The organism is Micromonospora rifamycinica, from assembly GCF_900090265.1.
Taxonomy (GTDB): Bacteria; Actinomycetota; Actinomycetes; order Mycobacteriales; family Micromonosporaceae; genus Micromonospora; species Micromonospora rifamycinica.
In genome coordinates, this window is record NZ_LT607752.1 from 2,010,816 (window position 1) to 2,028,486 (window position 17,671).

General features: G+C 72.3%; 9 protein-coding genes. 3 read left to right on the top strand and 6 right to left on the bottom strand.

Translation table 11 applies throughout. From position 1 onward, the window contains the following. Positions 1–45: 45 nt before the first annotated feature. The 3 genes from GA0070623_RS08105 (at position 46) to GA0070623_RS08115 (ending at position 2,375) form a co-directional block, all read left to right on the top strand. Positions 46–525, top strand: coding sequence for an SAM-dependent methyltransferase (locus tag GA0070623_RS08105; RefSeq protein ID WP_084261460.1), 480 nt, complete (start codon positions 46–48; stop codon positions 523–525). A gap of 93 nt (positions 526–618) precedes the next feature. After that, positions 619–852 carry a hypothetical protein gene (locus GA0070623_RS08110; protein ID WP_067311998.1) on the top strand — a complete coding sequence of 78 codons (234 nt, stop codon included), beginning with the start codon at positions 619–621 and terminating at the stop codon, positions 850–852. Positions 853–1,109: 257 nt separating this feature from the next. Beyond that, complete coding sequence (locus GA0070623_RS08115; protein ID WP_089003963.1) at positions 1,110–2,375, top strand: prolyl oligopeptidase family serine peptidase; 1,266 nt, start codon at positions 1,110–1,112, stop codon at positions 2,373–2,375. A gap of 85 nt (positions 2,376–2,460) precedes the next feature. On the opposite strand, the gene GA0070623_RS08120 is transcribed toward GA0070623_RS08115, so the two are convergent. The 6 genes from GA0070623_RS08120 to GA0070623_RS08140 form a co-directional block, all read right to left on the bottom strand. Further along, complete coding sequence (locus GA0070623_RS08120; RefSeq protein WP_067315121.1) at positions 2,461–3,951, bottom strand: DUF7405 family protein; 1,491 nt, start codon at positions 3,949–3,951, stop codon at positions 2,461–2,463. A 3-nt stretch (positions 3,952–3,954) separates the two neighbouring features. Beyond that, positions 3,955–4,398: a hypothetical protein gene (locus GA0070623_RS08125; protein WP_157517658.1), complete on the bottom strand. Its 444-nt coding sequence runs from the start codon at positions 4,396–4,398 to the stop codon at positions 3,955–3,957. Between the two features lie 58 nt (positions 4,399–4,456). After that, on the bottom strand, positions 4,457–14,191 hold the full coding sequence (locus tag GA0070623_RS08130; protein WP_089003964.1) for a pre-peptidase C-terminal domain-containing protein: 9,735 nt from the start codon (positions 14,189–14,191) through the stop codon (positions 4,457–4,459). Between the two features lie 222 nt (positions 14,192–14,413). Beyond that, positions 14,414–14,554: a hypothetical protein gene (locus tag GA0070623_RS29875; RefSeq protein ID WP_197700063.1), complete on the bottom strand. Its 141-nt coding sequence runs from the start codon at positions 14,552–14,554 to the stop codon at positions 14,414–14,416. Continuing rightward, positions 14,551–16,377 (bottom strand): asparagine synthase (glutamine-hydrolyzing), encoded by a 1,827-nt coding sequence (gene asnB / locus GA0070623_RS08135; protein ID WP_067308937.1) that lies wholly within the window; start codon positions 16,375–16,377, stop codon positions 14,551–14,553. Before asnB ends, GA0070623_RS29875 begins: the two co-directional genes overlap by 4 nt. Positions 16,378–16,395: 18 nt before the next feature. Continuing rightward, positions 16,396–17,658, bottom strand: coding sequence for an MFS transporter (locus GA0070623_RS08140; RefSeq protein ID WP_067308940.1), 1,263 nt, complete (start codon positions 17,656–17,658; stop codon positions 16,396–16,398). Positions 17,659–17,671 lie beyond the last annotated feature (13 nt).

Here is a 17,671-nt window from a genome sequence, read left to right on the forward strand (position 1 = left end):
CCCGTGCCGGCAGACCCGATCGCCAGTGAACAGTGGAGGCCGTAGATGACATCGACAGCAGATGACAACACCACCCGGGTCGCGGAGATGTACGACGGGTTCGTCGGTGAGCAGATGCCGGCGAACCTGCACTTCGGCTACTGGTCGGACGACGACGACCAGGTCGATCTGATCGCCGCGTCCGAGCGGCTCACCGGGCGGCTGGTCGAGCGGCTGACGCCCGAGCCTGGTCAGCGCATCCTCGATCTGGGGTGTGGGGTGGGTGGTCCGGCGCTCACCCTGGCCCGCTCGTACGACGTCGAGGTCGTCGGCATCACGGTCAGCGCCGGTCAGGTCGCGGAGGCCACCGCCCGGGCGCAGCGGGCCGGGCTGGCCGACCGGGTGCGTTTCCAGCTCGCCGACGCGATGGACCTGCCGTTCGACGACGCGTCGTTCGACGGTGCGTGGTTCTTCGAGTCGCTGCTGCACATGCCGGACAAGCGGCGGGCGCTGTCCGAAGCGGCGCGCGTGCTCAGGCCGGGATAGCGGCTGGCCCTGGCCGACTGTTTCCACCGGCCCGGCTACGACGAGCCGGCGGAGGTCGTCGACCTCATCACCATCGACGACTACGCACCGCTGTTGCGGGAGGCGGGGTTCACGGTGCTCGACATCCGGGACGTCACCGGGCACGCGGTCTTCCCTCCCCCGGCCCAGGAGCAGCTTCGGGAGTACATCCGGCTGCACCCCGACATCGCGCGGCTGTACGGCACGAGCATCACCAACTGGCTGTTCCGGGACACCGAGGGGGCGGACGAGCCTGGCCGGGGTGGCTTTCCGGGGTACGTCCTGATCACCGCACAGCGCGCCGATTGACGTTGTCGACGCCCGGCCGCGCGTGCGGTAGCTGCACGGGCCACCCGGCCCGGACCAGCCGGGCGGGCGGGGGCTGCGAGAGCCTCGACACGTACGCGTACCTCGCCGGCCGCGGGCTCGACGACCGGCCCGTCGACGACGCCCACGACGTCGGACCGCCGGTCGATCATCCGAGCCGGCACCGGTTGCCAGCGGATCTCCGTGGCGCTAGGTTGACCATCTATCGATGAGCGTCTACGTAGGTGTCCGGGGGTCGCATGTCAACGTCCGTCACTCGCCGCACCGTCCTGGCCGGTGGCGCCGGCGCCGCCGTCGGCCTGACGCTGCCCGGCCCGGCCGCCCACGCCGCCGGCCACCACCCCACCAGCGTGAGCTTCACCCTCGACGCCACCACCCTCGACGGTGGTGAACAGGTCACCTCGGTCACCCTGCACACCGCACGGCTCGGGCCGATCGACGCCGCCGGGCTCCACCCCGGCACCTTCACCGTGCACGCCAGGGCCACCAGCCCCGTCCCGATCGCCCCCGGCGACCTGATCTTCAGCGAGTACGACCTCGACCGTACGGTGACCGCGGCCCGGCTCGACCGGCACGGAAACATCGTGCTCGACCTGAGCCACGCCGAAGGCCAACTCGGCGGCGGCACCCTCGGCTACATCCTGAGCAAGGGCCGCAACGTCCAACTGGACCTCGTCTACACCATCACGCAGAACACCCCGCTCGTCCGGCGTCACGGCCCGCCGGTCACCATCACCGCTTTCGTGCAGGGGCGGCTGTCGAACCCCGAGGTGGACGCCTTCAGCCACCACGTCTCGGCATCGGGCCTGAAGTACCGGTTGTACTCCCCGAAGCGTCCGGCCCGCCACGGCCGACGGCCGCTGATCGTCTGGCTGCACGGCGCCGGCGAGGGCGCCTCCCTACCCGACGACTACTACGACAACGAGACCACCCTGCGCGCCAACCGGGGCGCGTTGGGCTTCGCCACCCCGCAGGCGCAGCGGATCTTCTCCGACGCGTACGTCGTCGCCCCGCAGAGCACCTCCTACTGGATGGAGGACGGCCCCCGGTTCGTCCCGCTGATCCGCGAGATCGTCGAGGACCTCGTCCGTCGGGAGCGTGTCGACCCCGACCGGATCCACGTGGCCGGCTGCAGCAACGGTGGCTACATGTCCCTGAAGATGACCGTCGCCTGTCCCGACCTGTTCGCCGCGTCGGTCCCGGTGTGCGGCGTCGTCGAGCCGCTCGGCGGCGACGGCCCGCCGCTGATCACCGACGCGGAGCTGGCGGGCATCCGGACCCCGACCTGGCTGGTCACCTCGCGCGACGACGACACCGTGCCGCCCGAGACCAACACGGTCCACGCCCACGACCTCATCCCGGGATCACTGGTCACCCTCTACGACCACGTCGTCTGGAACGGCCACCAGTTCCCCGGTCACTTCTCCTGGATCTACGTGGCCCGCAACGACCCGAGCCACCACGGCACCCACCTCTGGCAGTGGATGGCCAGCCGCCGTCGGTGATCCGCCGGATCCGGCTGGCCCGCACACGGCGGTCACCACCCGTTCCGGGCTCGGCGCGACACCTTCCACCAGACCCTCCGGAGCCCTACCCGCCGGCCAGCTCGACGAGGGGAAAGGCCCGGTGCCGGCGGGGCGGGACCAGGAAGTTCTGCCGACGGGTGCAGGTCAGGAAGCGTTCCAGGCCGTTGTCCTGCTCGGCCACCCGGTGCTCGCGCACCAGGTCCACCGAGGCCTGGCTGCGCCGCATCCGGGTGAAGAAGTCCGCGGTCGGCACGAAGACGCTGAAGTGCAGCTTCGGTTGGCTGCTGCCGTCCGGCACGTCCAGCGGGTCGAAGCCCGGACCGTCCACCCGCAGGTGCATGGGGGTACCGTCCGACGCCCGGGAGCTGCGTTGCAGGGTCGACAGGTGACCCATCCGCCGCTCGCCCGGTGGTAGACCGATCCCCCGGGCGGTGCGCGCGGCGTAGTCCGGCCCACGGTTCTCGGCGGGCAGGAAGGACGGCCCGCCGCCGTCGGTGAGCTGGTCGGGGTTGCCGGGGTGCACCGGCGGGGCGTGGAACATGTACTGCACCCGCTTGGTGAAGTTGCCGTTCTCGCTGGGCGGAGTGCCCGGCGCGGCCATGTCGTAGAACTGGAGCATGTCGAGGATGACGTGCGACAGGTGCTGGATACCGCCGTTGTCGAGGTAGTCGCCGGGCCGGGCGGTGCTCAGCCGGGCCGAGGGGTGGCCGGCGAAGGTGCAGATCTCCGGTGGCCCGGAGGCGTTGACCTGTTGGTCGGAGAAGCCCATCCACATCGGCGAGTCGGGTTGGATGAACCGGGCGTACGACAGCTGGTTCTGCTCGGCCACCGAGCGGGGCAGGCCGACCTGGGTGAACATGTGCCGGCTGGAGGTGATCGTGAGCAGCCCGGCGAAGGCCGGCGGGGGTGTCGGCCGGCCGGCGAGCGTGCCGTTGCCGTCGAACCAGGCCAACACGTCCTGGATCACCGCCGCCCGGTCGCTGCGGAAGGTGAACAGCAGGTCGTTGTTCTCGATCCGGACCGGCACGGTGAACCGTCTCTTGGTCACCCCCGGGTTGTCCGGGTGGACGTCGGTCGGCGCGGGCACCGCCTCTTCCAGCACCGACCGGGTCGGGTCGGCGAGCAGCCGGGGCAGATGCGCGCCGACCAGGTCACCGGTGAGACCGCCGGGCAACCGCCGGAAGTAGGGCAGGCCGTAGGAGACGAACGTCATCAGGTCCGCCGCGCCGAACGGGTAGCGGGACTCCAGGGCGGCGAGCACCCGGGTCAGCTCCTGCTGGTCGTCGCCGCCGGGGGTGCGCGACAGCGCGGCGGTCAGGTAGACGGTGTGTACCGGCGGCATGACGAACGGGCCGCCGGTGGGTGAGGGCTGTTCGGGGGCGCTGAACCGGGCCACGTCGAACTGGATGTCGGGCAGCCCGGCGGCCGGGTCGGGGGCGGCCGGGCGGTCGGGGACACGGGCGTCGGCCGAGCAGCCGGCGAGGGCCGACGCGGCCATGGCCAGCGCGCCGCCGGCGAGCATGGTCCGCCGGCTGAGCCGGGGCTCGTCGCCCATGGCTCAGCTCGACCGGTCGAGCGCGGCGCGCAGTGCCGCGCCCAGTTCCTCGTCACCGGGGGCGGTCAGCCGCACCGTGTGCTCGGTGAGCTCGACGAAGCCCTCCCGGGCACCGCCGTTGCGGGTGGGGCTGACCAGCACCACGTCGGCGTCCCGCTCGACGCCGACGTGCCGGGTGCCCTTGGCGTAGGTGGCGTAGGAGCGCAGGCCGAGCGCGTCGAGGACCGGCGCGAGCGGCGACGGTCCGTTCCGCAGGTCGGGGGTGGGCACCCCAGTGCGGGAGGCGTCGAACATGCGGGACACCGCCGCGCCCAGTTCCCGGTCGTCGGCCGGCTCGTCGAGGAGCGCGAAGGTGCCGTTGGCGATCCACATGCCGTCGACGGTCAGCGAGGAGGAGTGGGCGACGTACCGACCTCTGCGCAGGTCGAGTCCGGCGAGTCTGGTCATCGGTGTCCTCTGTGGAGAGGGGGACGCCCCAGGCTGCCCGTGGGACGTCCCCGGTGGTCTATCTCATCGGGATGATCCGCACGGTCACCCCCTTCTGGGCACCGTACTGGACGATCTGGTTGAGCGCGTCGCGCTGGGCGCTGGTGGCCGCGCCGCGTTGGACGGCGATCTCCAACTCCCGGGCGGCGACCTGCCCCGGTCTGATGGTGACGCCGTCCCAGGTGACCGGATTGCTCTTGGCGAAGCCGGCCGCCTTGTCGACGTAGCCCTGCAACCGGCTGGTGAGCTGGCCGGCGCTCTGGTAGCTCTTCGCGGTCAGGTCGACGCTCTTGATGCTGGTGGCGGTGCCGCTGGCGAACCGGTCGATGGTCGGGAAGCTGCGCGGCAGGTTGCCGCCGAGTTTGGCCTCGATGGCGAGGCCGCGCTCGAACTGGTTGAGCTTCCAGACCGAGCTGCCGGCCTTCAGGTACGCACCGAGGCCGCCGGTGAGCCCGCCCAGTGCGCCGCCGATGGCGAAGTCCTTCAGCGCGTCGCCCATGCTGTACTTGCGCCCGGTCAGCGCGGCCAGGCCCGCGCCGATACCGACCGAGGAGGCGCCGCCGATCAGCGCCCCGATGAGGATCGGCACGCAGATCGGGCAGTCGCCGTTGGGGTCGGAGAGGTTGACCGGGTCGTTGAGGGCGTACGTGTAGAGGTTGGTGCTGCCGCCGCCGAACCCGGCCGGGTCCTGGCTGAGGAACCGGCCCGTCTCCGGGCTGTACCAGCGGGCCCGGTGGTAGGTCAGTCCGGTGTCGGCGTCGCGTTCCCGGCCGGTGAACCCCTGGGTGTTGCCGCTGGTCGTCCCGCTGGTGGTGACCGCGCCGAACGGGTCGTAGGCGTACCGGGTGGTCAGTGTGCCGGTGGAGTCGGCCAGGCCGAGCACGCTGCCCAGCGGGTCGGTGACCGGCACCCGGGCACCGGCGGCGTCGGTGCGGACCAGCGTCTGGTCCAGTCCGGCGGTGAGCCGGTCGGCGGCCGCCGTGCCGGTCTGTTCCCGGACGAGGTTCGGGCCGTCGTAGCCGAAGGTGGTGGTGGCTCCGGCGGCGGTCCGGCTGGCCAGCCGCCCGGCGGGGTCGTAGCCGTACGCGGTGGCCAGGCCCGGCCCGGTCACCCCGGTCAACTCGCCCCGGGCGTTCCAGGTGTAGCCGCGTATGCCGTCGCCGGTGAGGTTGCCCTCGTCGTCGTAGCTGAACGTCTGCGCACCGCGGCCGGTCAGCCGGTTCGCCGCGTCGTAGCTGGCGGTCGGCCCGGTGGCGGGGACGGTGACCTGGGCGAGGCTGCCGGTCAGGTCCGCCACCCGTCCGGTGCCGTCGTAGCCGTAGCGCAGATCGCCGATCGGCACCCCGCCGGTGGTCTCGTAGGACAGCCGGGTGAGCTGGGAGGCGGCGTCGTAGGCGTAGCGGGCGGTGATGCCGGCCTGGTCGACGCGGGTGGTGCGGCCGGCGGCGTCGCGGTGCCAGGTGGCGGTGGTGCCGCCCTGGGTGATCTGCTCGATCAGCCCGGTCTGGTCGTAGCTGTAGGAGATGGCCGGCTGACCGGGCACGGTCATCGCGGAGCGTCGGCCGGCCGCGTCGTAGCCGTAGCCGACGGTGCCGGTCGGGCCGGTGACGGTGACCACCTGGTCGAGGTCGTTCCAGCCGAGGGTGAGCAGCCCACCGGTCGAGTCGTCGATGGTGGTGAGCCGGTCGAGGGTGTCGTAGCTGAACCGTCTGGTGCTCTCGTAGGTCGGGCCGGCGGTGACGCCGTACCCGATGAAGGTGGTGCGGCCGAGGACGTCGTACTCGGTGACGGTGGTCTTGCCGCGCCGGTCGGTGGCCGAGACGACCCGGCCGAGCACGTCGTAGGTCTGGTGGGCCTGCTTGCCGCGCGGGTCGGTGACGGTGACGGGGCGGTCGGAGCTGTCGTAGGTGACGCTGGTGCTGTTGCCCCGGGCGTCGGTGACCGTGGTCAGGTTGCCGTTGCCGTCGTAGCCGAAGGTGGTGACCCGGCCGAGGCCGTCGGTGCTGGTGACGACCTGGTTGTCGGGGTCGTAGCGGACCCGTTCCAGCACCCCGTCGGCGTCGGTGACCGCCACCGGGCGGCCGACGGCGTCGACGAAGCTGCGGGTGGTCCGGCCCAGCGGGTCGGTCACCGCGACCAGGTCGCCCTGGTCGTAGGTGTAGCGGGTGACGTTGCCGAGCGGGTCGGTGAACGAGGTGACCTGGCCGGCGGCGTTGTAGGCGTAGCGTCGGGTCCGGCCGGCGGCGTCGGTCGCGGCGGTCAGGTTGCCCCCGTCGTCGTACTCCATCCGGGTGGTGCGGCCCTGGTCGTCGGTGACCGAGGTGAGCTGCCGGTACGGCCCGCCGGAGGTGACCGTCGCGGACTGCGCAGCGGCGGTGCCGGCGAGTGTGGTGAGCCCGGTGAGCTGCCCGTTCGGGCCGTATCCGAGGGTGGTGCGCCGCCCGTACGGGTCGACCAGCGCGGTCGGCAGGTGGGTGGCCGGGTCGCGGGTGGTGGTCGAGGTACGGGCGTGGGTGGTGCCGGCGGCGGTGGTTTCGGTGGTCACCCGGCCGGCGGTGTCGAAGCGGGTCTCGCGGACGCTGCCGTCGGGTTCGGTGACCGCCGTCTTCACCACCTGACCGGTGGCGTCCGTGGTGTAGGCGAATCCGTAGCTGACCCCGCCGGGCATGGTCTGGGTGGCGACCCGGCCGGCGGCGTCGTAGCTGTTGGTGAGGTAGGTGACGCCCCGGGCGTCGGTGACGGTGGTCATCCGGTGCGCGGTGTCGTAGGTGTACGTGGTGGTCCGGCCGCCCGGCGAGGTGACGGTGGTGAGGCGGCCGGCGGAGTCGTAGCCGTACTGCACGGCCCGGCCCGCGTTGTCCTGCGCCCGGGTGACCCGGCCGGCGGTGTAGCTGAGCTTGATCCACCGTCCGTTCGGCGAGGTGATCTGGGTGATGTCGCCGGCCTGTCCGCCGCTTGCGCGGGTGAGGGTGATCTGGTTGCCGTGCCGGTCGCGGATGGACTGCAACGGGGTGTTCTCCCCGAAGACGTAGACCATGCCGTCGGTGCGGACCAGGTCCCAACCGTCGCCGTTCCAGCTCATCACCGCGTCCCGGAACGGGCCGGTGGTGTCGACGGCCTTGAACACCGCGTCGACCCAGCCGGTGCCGGGGCTGGTCCGCACGAGGTGGACCTTGCCGCTGTCCGGGAAGATCAGGTCGGCCTCGACGTACTCCTGCTTGGAGTTGATGAAGATGCCGTAGGTGAAGTTCGCGCCGATGCCGAACTCACGGTTCTGGGTGTCGTTCTGCCGGTAGGTGCGGGTGATCGAGATCGGCAGCACGTCGTTGACGGTCAGGTCGGTGTGCTCGTCGACGAAGAGACCGCTGGCCAGGTCGACCGGGTCGCCGCCATCGTCGCCGTCCTCACCCGGGCCGGTGCCGGCGGGACGCTTGCCGCTGCCGTTGAACATCGCCCCGGTGAACTCCCAGACCCGCACGTCCGGGTCGGGCATGATCTGCCGGCCGTCCGGAGTGACGGTGCCGTGGCCGTAGATGTACCAGCCGGCCTGCGCGCCGGTCACCGCGCACACGGCGGGGGCCTTGACCGTCTTGACGGGCTTCTTCGGGTACGACTTCACGGGCGTCCTGACGCAGGGCCGGCGGCCCGGGTCGTAGTCCCAGAAGTCGAGCCGGCTGCCCGGGGCGAGGCCCTGGGTGTTCGGGTAGATGATCTGCGCGCCCTCGGGCAGGATCACCGCTCCGCCGGGCTGCACGGTGAAGTAGACGGGGGTGCGGACCCCGGCCGGGAGTGGGAACGGTGGCTGGTCCACCGGCAGGGCGGTGATGGACAGTTCGGTGACCCGCTTGCCGGCCCGGTCGCGGATCACCGAGCCCTGGGGCAGCCGCACCTCGAAGCCGGGGATGGCCGGGGTGGTGATGACTGTCTGCTTGCGGGTGGGTGAGGGGAAACGGACGCTGTTGGCGGTGTCGAGCCGGGTCATCCAGATCGGGTACGACAGCTCGACGGTCTCCCCCGCCCGCAGGTCCACCCCGGTTTCGAAGCGGCCGAACGCCCGGCCGGGGCGGCTCGCCGTCGCCCCGTCGATGACCAGGACGTGGTGGCCGGCGGTGAGCCCGGTGAGCAGGAACCGGCCGGTGGCGTCGGTGCGGGTGCCGCGCCGGCCCACGGTGAGGGTGACGTCGGCGAGCGGCTGGCCGTTGAGCAGCAGGGCCTGCCCGGCGAGGGCGGTGACGCCCCGGTCGGCCCGCAGCGTCGGCTGGAGGTGGCCGTACGCGCCGGTGCGGTGGCTCGCCCAGTCCTCACCGGCGAGGTTGAACCGGTCCGGGGTCCAGGTCTCGGTGACGTCGCCGACCGGCCGGACCGGCGTCTTCGCCGGTGGTCTCCTCTTCGCGGCGGTGGCCGCGGCCGGCAGCCGTACCTCGCCGGTGATGGTGCCGACGGTGCCCGCCGACGGGTCGACCAGGACGGTGTACGTGCCGGCGACCGGCAGGGTGACCGCGCTGAGGGTGCAGGTGTCGCCGCAGTACGCGCTGCTGCCGAGGTTCGTGCCGTCCGGTCTGCGGATGACCACTGTGGCGTTGTAGCGGCTGTAGGTGCCGGCGGTCATCGCCACGGTGACCACCTGGCCGGCGCTGCCGGGGAAGGTGAGGGTGGCGTTCTGGCCGGGCACGGTGGTGGTCAGGGTGGCTGCCGCACCGCCCGGGGTGACGGCCGCGGTGGCGTCGGCCGGCACGTCGTACAGCTGGAGGGTGACCGTGCCGGTGTACATGCCCTCGGGGTTGAGCAGGATGCTGTACGTACCGGCCACCGGCAGGGTGACGGCGTCGAAGAAGCACGTCGCCCCGCAGTACGCGCTGCTGCCGAGGGTCGTGCCGTCGGGTCTGCGGATGACGGCCGTGGCGTTGTAGGTGCCGTAGCTGCCGGCGCTGCCCTGCACCGCGATGCGCTGCCCGGCGGTGCCGGGGAACGACAGCACGGCGTTCTGGCCGGGGGCGGTGGTGGTGAGGGTGACCGCGCTGCCGCCGGGCGTCGTGCCGGCGGCAGCGTCGGCGGGGACGTCGTAGATGCGCAGTGAGACCGTGCCGGTGTACATGCCGTCGGGGTTGAGCAGGATGCTGTACGTCCCGGCGACCGGCAGGGTGGTGGTGTCGAAGAAACAGGACGCCCCGCAGTACGCGCTGCTGGTCAGGTTCGACCCGTCCGGCTTACGCACGATCGCCGACGCGTTGTACGTGCCGTACGTGCCACCGGTGCCCTGCACCACGATCCGCTGACCCGCCGCACCCGTGAACGACAACACCGCGTTCTGCCCCGGCGCGGTGGTGGTCACCGGCACGGCCGGGCCGCCGACGGTGGCACCGACCGCCGCGTCCGCCGGCACGTCGTAGACCCGCAGGGTCACCGCGCCGGTGTACAGGGCGTCCGGGTTGAGCAGGATGCTGTAGGTGCCGGCCACCGGCAGGGTGGTGGTGTCGAAGAAACACGACGCCCCGCAGTACGCGCTGCTGGTCAGGTTCGACCCGTCCGGCTTACGCACGATCGCCGACGCGTTGTACGTGCCGTACGTGCCACCGGTGCCCTGCACCACGATCCGCTGACCCGCCGCACCCGTGAACGACAGCACCGCGTTCTGCCCCGGGGCGGTGGTGGTGAGGGTGACGCCGGCTCCGCCGGGGGCCGTGCCGGCGGCGACGTCGGCCGGCACGTCGTACACCCGGACGGTGAGCGCGCCGGTGTAGGTGGACGCCGGGTCGACCAGGATGCTGTACGTGCCGGCGACCGGCAGCACCATCGTGTCGAACAGGCACGACGTGCCGCAGTACGCGCTGCCGGTCAGGTTCGACCCGTCCGGCTTGCGCACGATCGCCGTCGCGTTGTACGTGCCGTACGTGCCGCCGGTGCCCTGGACCAGGATCCGCTGCCCGGCCGTGCCGGGGAAGGTGACCACGCCGTTCTGCCCGGGGCTGACGGTGGTGACGGTGACCGGGTCGCCGCCGGGGGTGGTGCCGACGGTGGCGTCGACCGGCACGTCGTACACCTGCGCGGTGAGGCTGCCGACGGCCGCCGCGGCCGGGTCGACCAGCACCGTCCAGGTGCCGGCGGTGGGGAGCGACACCGAGCTGAACGAGCAGGTCGTCGCGCAGGACGAGGAGCCGGCGGCACTGCCGTTGGGTGCCCGCAGCGTCGCGGTCACGGTGCCGCCGCCGAACGCGCCGGCGGTGAGGCTGACGGTGACGACCTGCCCGGCCGTGCCGGGGAACGACACCACGGCGTTCTGGCCCGGCACGGTGGTGGTCACCGACACCGCCGCGCCACCCGGGGTGGTGGTCGCGGTGGCGTCGGCGGGCACGGCGTACACCCGGGCGGTGAGCGCACCGACGGCGGTGGTTCTCGGGTCGACCAGCAGGGTGTAGGTGCCGTCGGCCGGCAGGGCGGTGGTGTCCAGGAAGCACGACGTCCCGCAGGAGGTGTTCGACACGACCGTGCTGCCGTCCGGACGCCGCAACGTCACCGCCGCCTCCGACGACCCGAACGTCCCCCCGGAGAGCTGCACCGCCACCCGCTGCCCCGCGCTCACCGGGAACGACACCACCGCGTTCTGCCCCGGCACCGTCGTCGTCACCGACACCGCCGCCCCACCGGGGGTGGTGGTCGCGGTGGTGTCGGCGGGTACGGCGTGCACCTTGACCGTGATGCCGCCGACGACGGTGCCCTTCGGGTCGACCAGCACGGTGTACGTGCCGGCCACCGGCAGGGCGGTGGTGTCCAGGAAGCACGACGTCCCGCAGGACGTGTTCGACACGACCGTGCTGCCGTCCGGACGCCGCAACGTCACCGCCGCCTCCGACGACCCGAACGTCCCCCCGGAGAGCTGCACCGCCACCCGCTGCCCCGCGCTCACCGGGAACGACACCACCGCGTTCTGCCCCGGCACCGTCGTCGTCACCGACACCGCCGCCCCACCGGGGGTGGTGTTGGCGACCGCGTCGTTGGGCAGGTCGTAGACCCGGGCGGTGATGGTGCCGACGATGGTGCCGGTCGGGTTGACCAGCACGGTGTACGTGCCGCTGGCGGGGAGGGTGACCGCGTTGAACGAGCAGCTGGTGCCGCAGTAGCTCTCGCTGGCCACGGTGGAGCCGTCGGGGGCACGCAGCGTCACGCCGGCGTCGTAGGTGCCGAAGGTGCCGCCGCTGAGGCTCACCGAGACGACCTGCCCGGCGGTGCCGGGGAAGGAGACGACCGCGTTCTGTCCGGGCACGGTGGTGGTCACCGACACCGCCGCGCCGCCGGGGCTGGTGGTGGCCGAGGCGTCGGCCGGTACGGCGTGGACCTTGACGGTGGCCTGGCCGAGGTAGGTGGTGTCCGGGTTGAGCAGGACGGTGTAGGTGCCGTCGACCGGGAGCGTCACCGTGTCGAAGAAGCACGATCCCCCGCAGTAGGCGCTACCGGTGAGGTTGGACCCGTCCGGCTTACGCACCACCGCCGACGCGTTGTACGTCCCGTACGTCCCACCGGTGAACTGCACCGACACCCGCTGCCCCGCCGTACCCGCGAACGCGACCACGGCGTTCTGCCCCGGGACGGTGGTGGTCACGGTGACCGGGGTGCCGCCCGGGCTGGCGGTCGCCGTGGCGTCCGCCGGCACCGGGTGGACCTGCACCGCCACCTGGCCCGCGGTGACTCCGTCGGGGTTGACCAGGATGGTGTACGTGCCGTCGACCGGCAGTGCCACCGTGTCGAAGAAGCACGATCCCCCGCAGTAGGCGCTACCGGTGAGGTTCGACCCGTCCGGCTTACGCACCACCGCCGACGCGTTGTACGTCCCGTACGTCCCACCGGTGAACTGCACCGACACCCGCTGCCCCGCCGTACCCGCGAACGCGACCACGGCGTTCTGTCCGACGGTGGTGCTCACCGTGACCGCGCCGGCCCCGGGGGTGGCGGTCGCCGTCGCGTCCGGAGCGACGTCGTGGACCTGCACGGTGACCGCGCCGACGTAGCTGGTGTCGGGGTTGACCAGGATGGTGTACGTGCCGTCGACCGGCAGCACGGTGGTGTCGAACAGGCACGAGCCGCCGCAGTACGCGCTGCCGGTGAGGTTCGACCCGTCCGGTTTGCGCACCACCGCCGAGGCGTTGTACGTCCCGTACGTCCCACCGGTGAACTGGACGAGGACCCGCTGGCCGGCCGTGCCGGGGAAGGAGACCACGCTGTTCTGGCCGGGCACCGTCGTGGTCGCCGTGACCTGCGGGCCGCCGGGTGTCGTCGCCGCCGTGGCGTCGGCCGGCACGTCGTACACCTGGACGGTGATCGTCCCGGTGGTGGCGGCCTGCGGGTCGACCACGACGGTGTACGTGCCCTCGGTCGGCAGGACGGTGGTGTCGAGGAAGCAGGCGGTGCCGCAGGAGCCGTGGGAGACGACCGTGCCGCCGCCCGGCTTGCGCAGCGTCACCGCGGCGTTGTAGGTGCCGTAGGTGCCGCCGCTGAGTTTGACCGAGACCCGCTGGCCGGTGCTGCCGGCGAAGGTGACGGTGCCGTTCTGCCCCGGCACGGTGGTGGTGACGGTGACCGCCTCCCCGCCGGCCGTGGTGACCGCGGTGGCGTCGGCCGGCACCTCCCGCACGGTCGCGGAGACCGAGCCGGTGGCCGTGCTCGCCGCCGCCAGCAGCAGCGTGTACGTGCCCGCCGTGCGGGCCGTCACCGTGTCGATGAAGCCGGTGGCCCCGACGCAGCCGGCCGACGCCGCGGTACGCCCGAACGGGTCGAGGATCTTGGCGGTGGAGATGCCGCAGGAGCCGAAGGTGCCGTCGGCGAGTTGCACGCTCGCCCGCTGCCCCTCCGCCAGGTCGAAGACGACCAGCGCGATGTCGCCCGCGCTCGCGATCGGAACGGGCGTGGTGACGCCGAGCGCGACCCGGGCGGTGTGCGCCACGTCGGCCACCGTGTAGGGGGCGGGCGCGACGAACACGTCGGTGGCACTCTCCCCGCTGCCGTGGGCGGTGCGGACGCCGATGCGGCCGGAGGCGACCCCGGCGGGTACCTCGACGGTCAGGCTGCCGGCGGCGACCGTCGAGGGGAAGGCCCGGGTGCGGTTGAGGGTGACGGCGTTGTCGGCGGTCTGGGCGGCGAACCCGGTGCCGGTGACGGTGACGGTGCCGCCGGGCGTCACGACGGGAGGCGTCACGGCGGTGACGGTGGGCGCGGACTCGTCCGGGCCGGTGACCACGAAGGACTGCGGGCTGGTCGCGGTGGTCCCGCCGACGGTGACGGTGACCAGGCCGGTGGTCGCCCCGGTGGGAACCCGCGCGACCAGACGCCGACCGTCGGCACGGGTGACGGGGGCGGGGACGCCGTTGAACGCGACGGTGTTCTCGGCGGCCACGTCGGAGAAGCAGCCGCCCTGCAGAGTCACCTCGGCACCGACGGCGGCACGGGCCGGCACCACCGACAGCAGGGCCAGGGCGGGGGCGGGGCTGCCGTCGTCGGCGACCGAGGTGACGTTGCCGGTGGGGTCGTACCGGTAGCGGGCGGTCCGACCGGCCTGGTCCTGCACCCCGGCGAGTTGCCCGGCGGCGTCGTAGGCGTAGCCGACGGAGTCGCAGGAGACCGAGGCCGGAACCATGTCCGGCAGGTCCGCCCGGATGGCGAAGGCCAGCAACAGGACGAGGGCGGCGAGCGTCGCGGTGGATCGCAGCCGCGTACCCGCCCAGACCCTCGATCGGATGGTGCCGCGGTCGAGCGGTCCCGACATGCTGCCTCCTCAGACGCGCTTCTGGGTGGCAAGATAGGCGAGTTGCATCAACCGGAATAGATGGCCGAAGGGGGCAGCGGACCCATTGATGCGATCACTTACGGTGACCGGGCCGTCTACCGGCTGAAACGGCGGCCGGCCAGAAAGGCGGTGTCAGCTATGGGACAGTTGGTTGTGTAGTCCGATCACCGGCAAATATGGGCAGGTCAGCGATGTGCCGATTCAGTGGGGATAGTCAGCACTGACACCGAATGCGACCGCCTCGTCGAGCTGCACGAGGTCGCTCACGCCGACGATGGGCCGGATGCCCTGCCGCAGCAGCCAGGCGAGCACGACCTGGTTGCGTGTCGCCCCCGTCTTCACCGGCTCACCCCGATGTCGTACGCCCGCATCCAGGTGTCGATCTCCAGTAACGGCAGCACCAGGTGGGCCGCGTTGACGTGGGTCATGGTCCGGTTCCCCGACTCGATCAGCGCGCGGACCCGCTCGGGATCGAGGTAGCCGTACAGCGGCGAGGTCTCGTCGACGACGAGTTTGTGGACCGCGCCCAGCACCTGGGCGTCGTACCCGGGATCGTGCATCGCCGGGTAGGCGCTCTTGCGGCGCTGCCGGATCTCCTCGGGCACCAGGTCGGCGACGGCCATCCGCAGCAGGCTCTTCTCCCTGCCGTCGGCCTTCTTCATCGACCAGGGCGTGTTCCACACGTACTGCACCAGCCGGTGGTCGCAGAACGGCACCCGGACCTCCAGGCCCGAGGCCATGCTCAGCCGGTCCTTGCGCTCCAGCAGCACGGACAGCGGCCCCTGGAGGCTGAGGAACAGGGCCTCCCGGACCCGCGCCTGCGCCGGGTCCTCACCCGGCAACCGGGGTACGGCGGCACGGAGCCGCCGGTAGTGGTCGCGCTCCACCTCGTCCGGCCGGATCCGCCTGACCACGTCGGGTGCCAGGCACTGCCACAGCCGGGGGGCGTCGCCCAGCCACGGGAACGTGTCCGTGCCGAGGGTGGCGGGGTCGTGGAACCAGGGGTATCCGCCGAAGACCTCGTCGGCCGCCTCGCCGGAGAGCAGGACGCGGGCGTCGGTGCGGTCCCGTACCCCCGCGAAGAGCAGGTACATCGAGGCGTCGAACTGGCCGCTGATCGGCCGGTCCATGGCGCGCATGGCCGACGGGCGCGCGTCCGCGACCGCCGCGGCCGACAGCGCGACCACCGTGTGGTCCGTACCGATCCGCTCGCTCGCGAGACGCGCGTACGGCGCGTCCCGTTCGGGCCGCAGGACGGTCGGGCGGAACGACGCCTCGTCCTCGGGGAAGTCCACCGAGAAGGTGGCCAGCCTGCCCTCGCCACGTGCCGCGAAGGCGCGCGCGGCGATCGCGGTGGTGGCCGTGGAGTCCAGCCCGCCGGAGAGCAGCGTGGCGATCGGCACGTCGGCGACCAACTGCTGGTGCACCACCTCGTGGAGCAGGTCCCGCACGTTGCCCACGGTGGTGGGCAGGTCGTCGGTGTGCGGGTCGGTGCTGAGCCGCCAGTAGCACTCCTGCCGTACGCCCGCGCGGTCCACTGTCACCACGTGCCCCGGCTTCACCTCGTGCAGTCCCCGCAACGGGGTCTGGCCCGGCAGCGCGAGCCGCCGGTTCAGCAGGACGGGCAGCAGCGCCTCGTCCACCGCCGGGCGGAACGCCGGGTTGGCGAAGATGGCCTTCGGCTCGGACGCGAAGAGCACGCCGTGCGGCAGCGGCGCGTAGAAGAGGGGCTTGACGCCGAGCCGGTCGCGGATCAGCACGAGTTGCCGCCTCGGCGCGTCCCACACCGCGAAGGCGAACATGCCGACGAGGCGCTCGGCGCAGGCCGGCCCCCACTCCCGGTAGGCGTGCAGCACGACCTCGGTGTCGGAGCGCTCGACGAAGACGTGCCCGCGCCGTTGCAGCTCGGTGCGCAGCTCCCGGAAGTTGTAGACCTCGCCGCTGTAGGTGAGGACGGTCGCGGCGTCGGGCGCGACCATCGGCTGGCGGCCACCCACGAGGTCGATGATGGCCAACCGGCGGTGCCCCAGCGCGACGTGCCGGTCGACCCACACGCCGTGGTCGTCGGGGCCGCGCCGCCGCATCGTCCCGGTCATCTCCCGGATCAGCTCGACGTCCTGACCGAGGTCACGGGTGAAGTCGAGCCAGCCCACGATTCCGCACATTTTCCCTCTCCCCAGACGTCACGCGGCCGCGGTCCGAGTCAGACTCTTCGCCCGGCGCATCGGTTTGCTCAGCGATGGAACGAGGCACGTCGCGACGACGGCCACCGACGTCACCATCGCGACCCGCAGCCCGAACCGGTCGCCGACGAGACCGGCGACGACCGCCCCCACCGGCATGACGCCCCAGGTGACGAAGCGGTGCACCGCGGTGGCGCGGGTCGACATGTGGTCGGGGGTCACGAGATGCCGGATGGTCAACGCGTTGGTCTTGAAGGCCCCCGAGCCCGCCCCGTAGACGAACGTGCCGACGCTGACCATCACCGCGGCGTACCCGCCGAACGCGCAGACCGTGGTGGCGAGTCCCGCCACGATCGGCACGCTCGCGATCCCGAGGGTCGGCCCGATGCCGAACCGCCGGGTCAGCCACCGGGCCAGCAGCGTGCCCACCGGGAAGCCGGCTCCGCCGAGGCCGACCGCGAGGCCGAAGACGGTCGGGGACAGGTGCAGGTGGTTGACCGCGAAGATCGCCACCATGGCCATGTACATCGCGATGCCGAGGTTGTAGACCAGGCCGGACGCCATGATCAGGCGCAGCAGCGGCTGCTGGAGCACGAACCGGATCCCGGCGCCGACCTCCTGCCAGACCGGCCCGCGCTCCACCACGGGCACCGGCGCCGCACGGTGGCGGATCAGCAGCAGCGTGACCATGCTGACCAGGAACGTCGCGGAGTCGGCGAGCATCGCCCGCACCGCTCCGGTCAGGCCCACCACCAGGCCCGCCAGCCCCGGCCCCAGCAGCAACGCCATCGACTCGGAGAAGGTCAGCCGGGTGTTGGCCGCGTGCAGCCGGTCGCTGTCGGCGATCAGCAACGGCGCGTACGACTGGTAGGCGATCTGGAAGAAGACGCTGCACACGCCCGTCACCAGCGCGGCCACCATCAGGTGCGCGAAGCTCAGCACCCCGGCGAAGCCGGCCAGCGGCACCGACAGCACGGCCAGCGCGCGGATCCCGTCCGCGCCGATCATCGACCGGCGCAGGCCCACCCGCGCCACCCAGACGCCGGCGGGCAGCCCGATCACCAGGTACGGCAGCTTCACCGCCGCCGCCAGCAGGCCGACGTCGAACGCGCTGGCGCCCAGCGCCTGCGTCGCCGCCAACGGCAGGGCGAGCATCAGGACCTGGTCGCCGACGAGGCTGACGCTCTGGCCGCCCCACAGCCACCGGAAATCGCGCCAGCCCTGCCGCGCGTCCTCGCGTCCCCGTACGCCGACACCCGTCACCGGCCACCTCCCG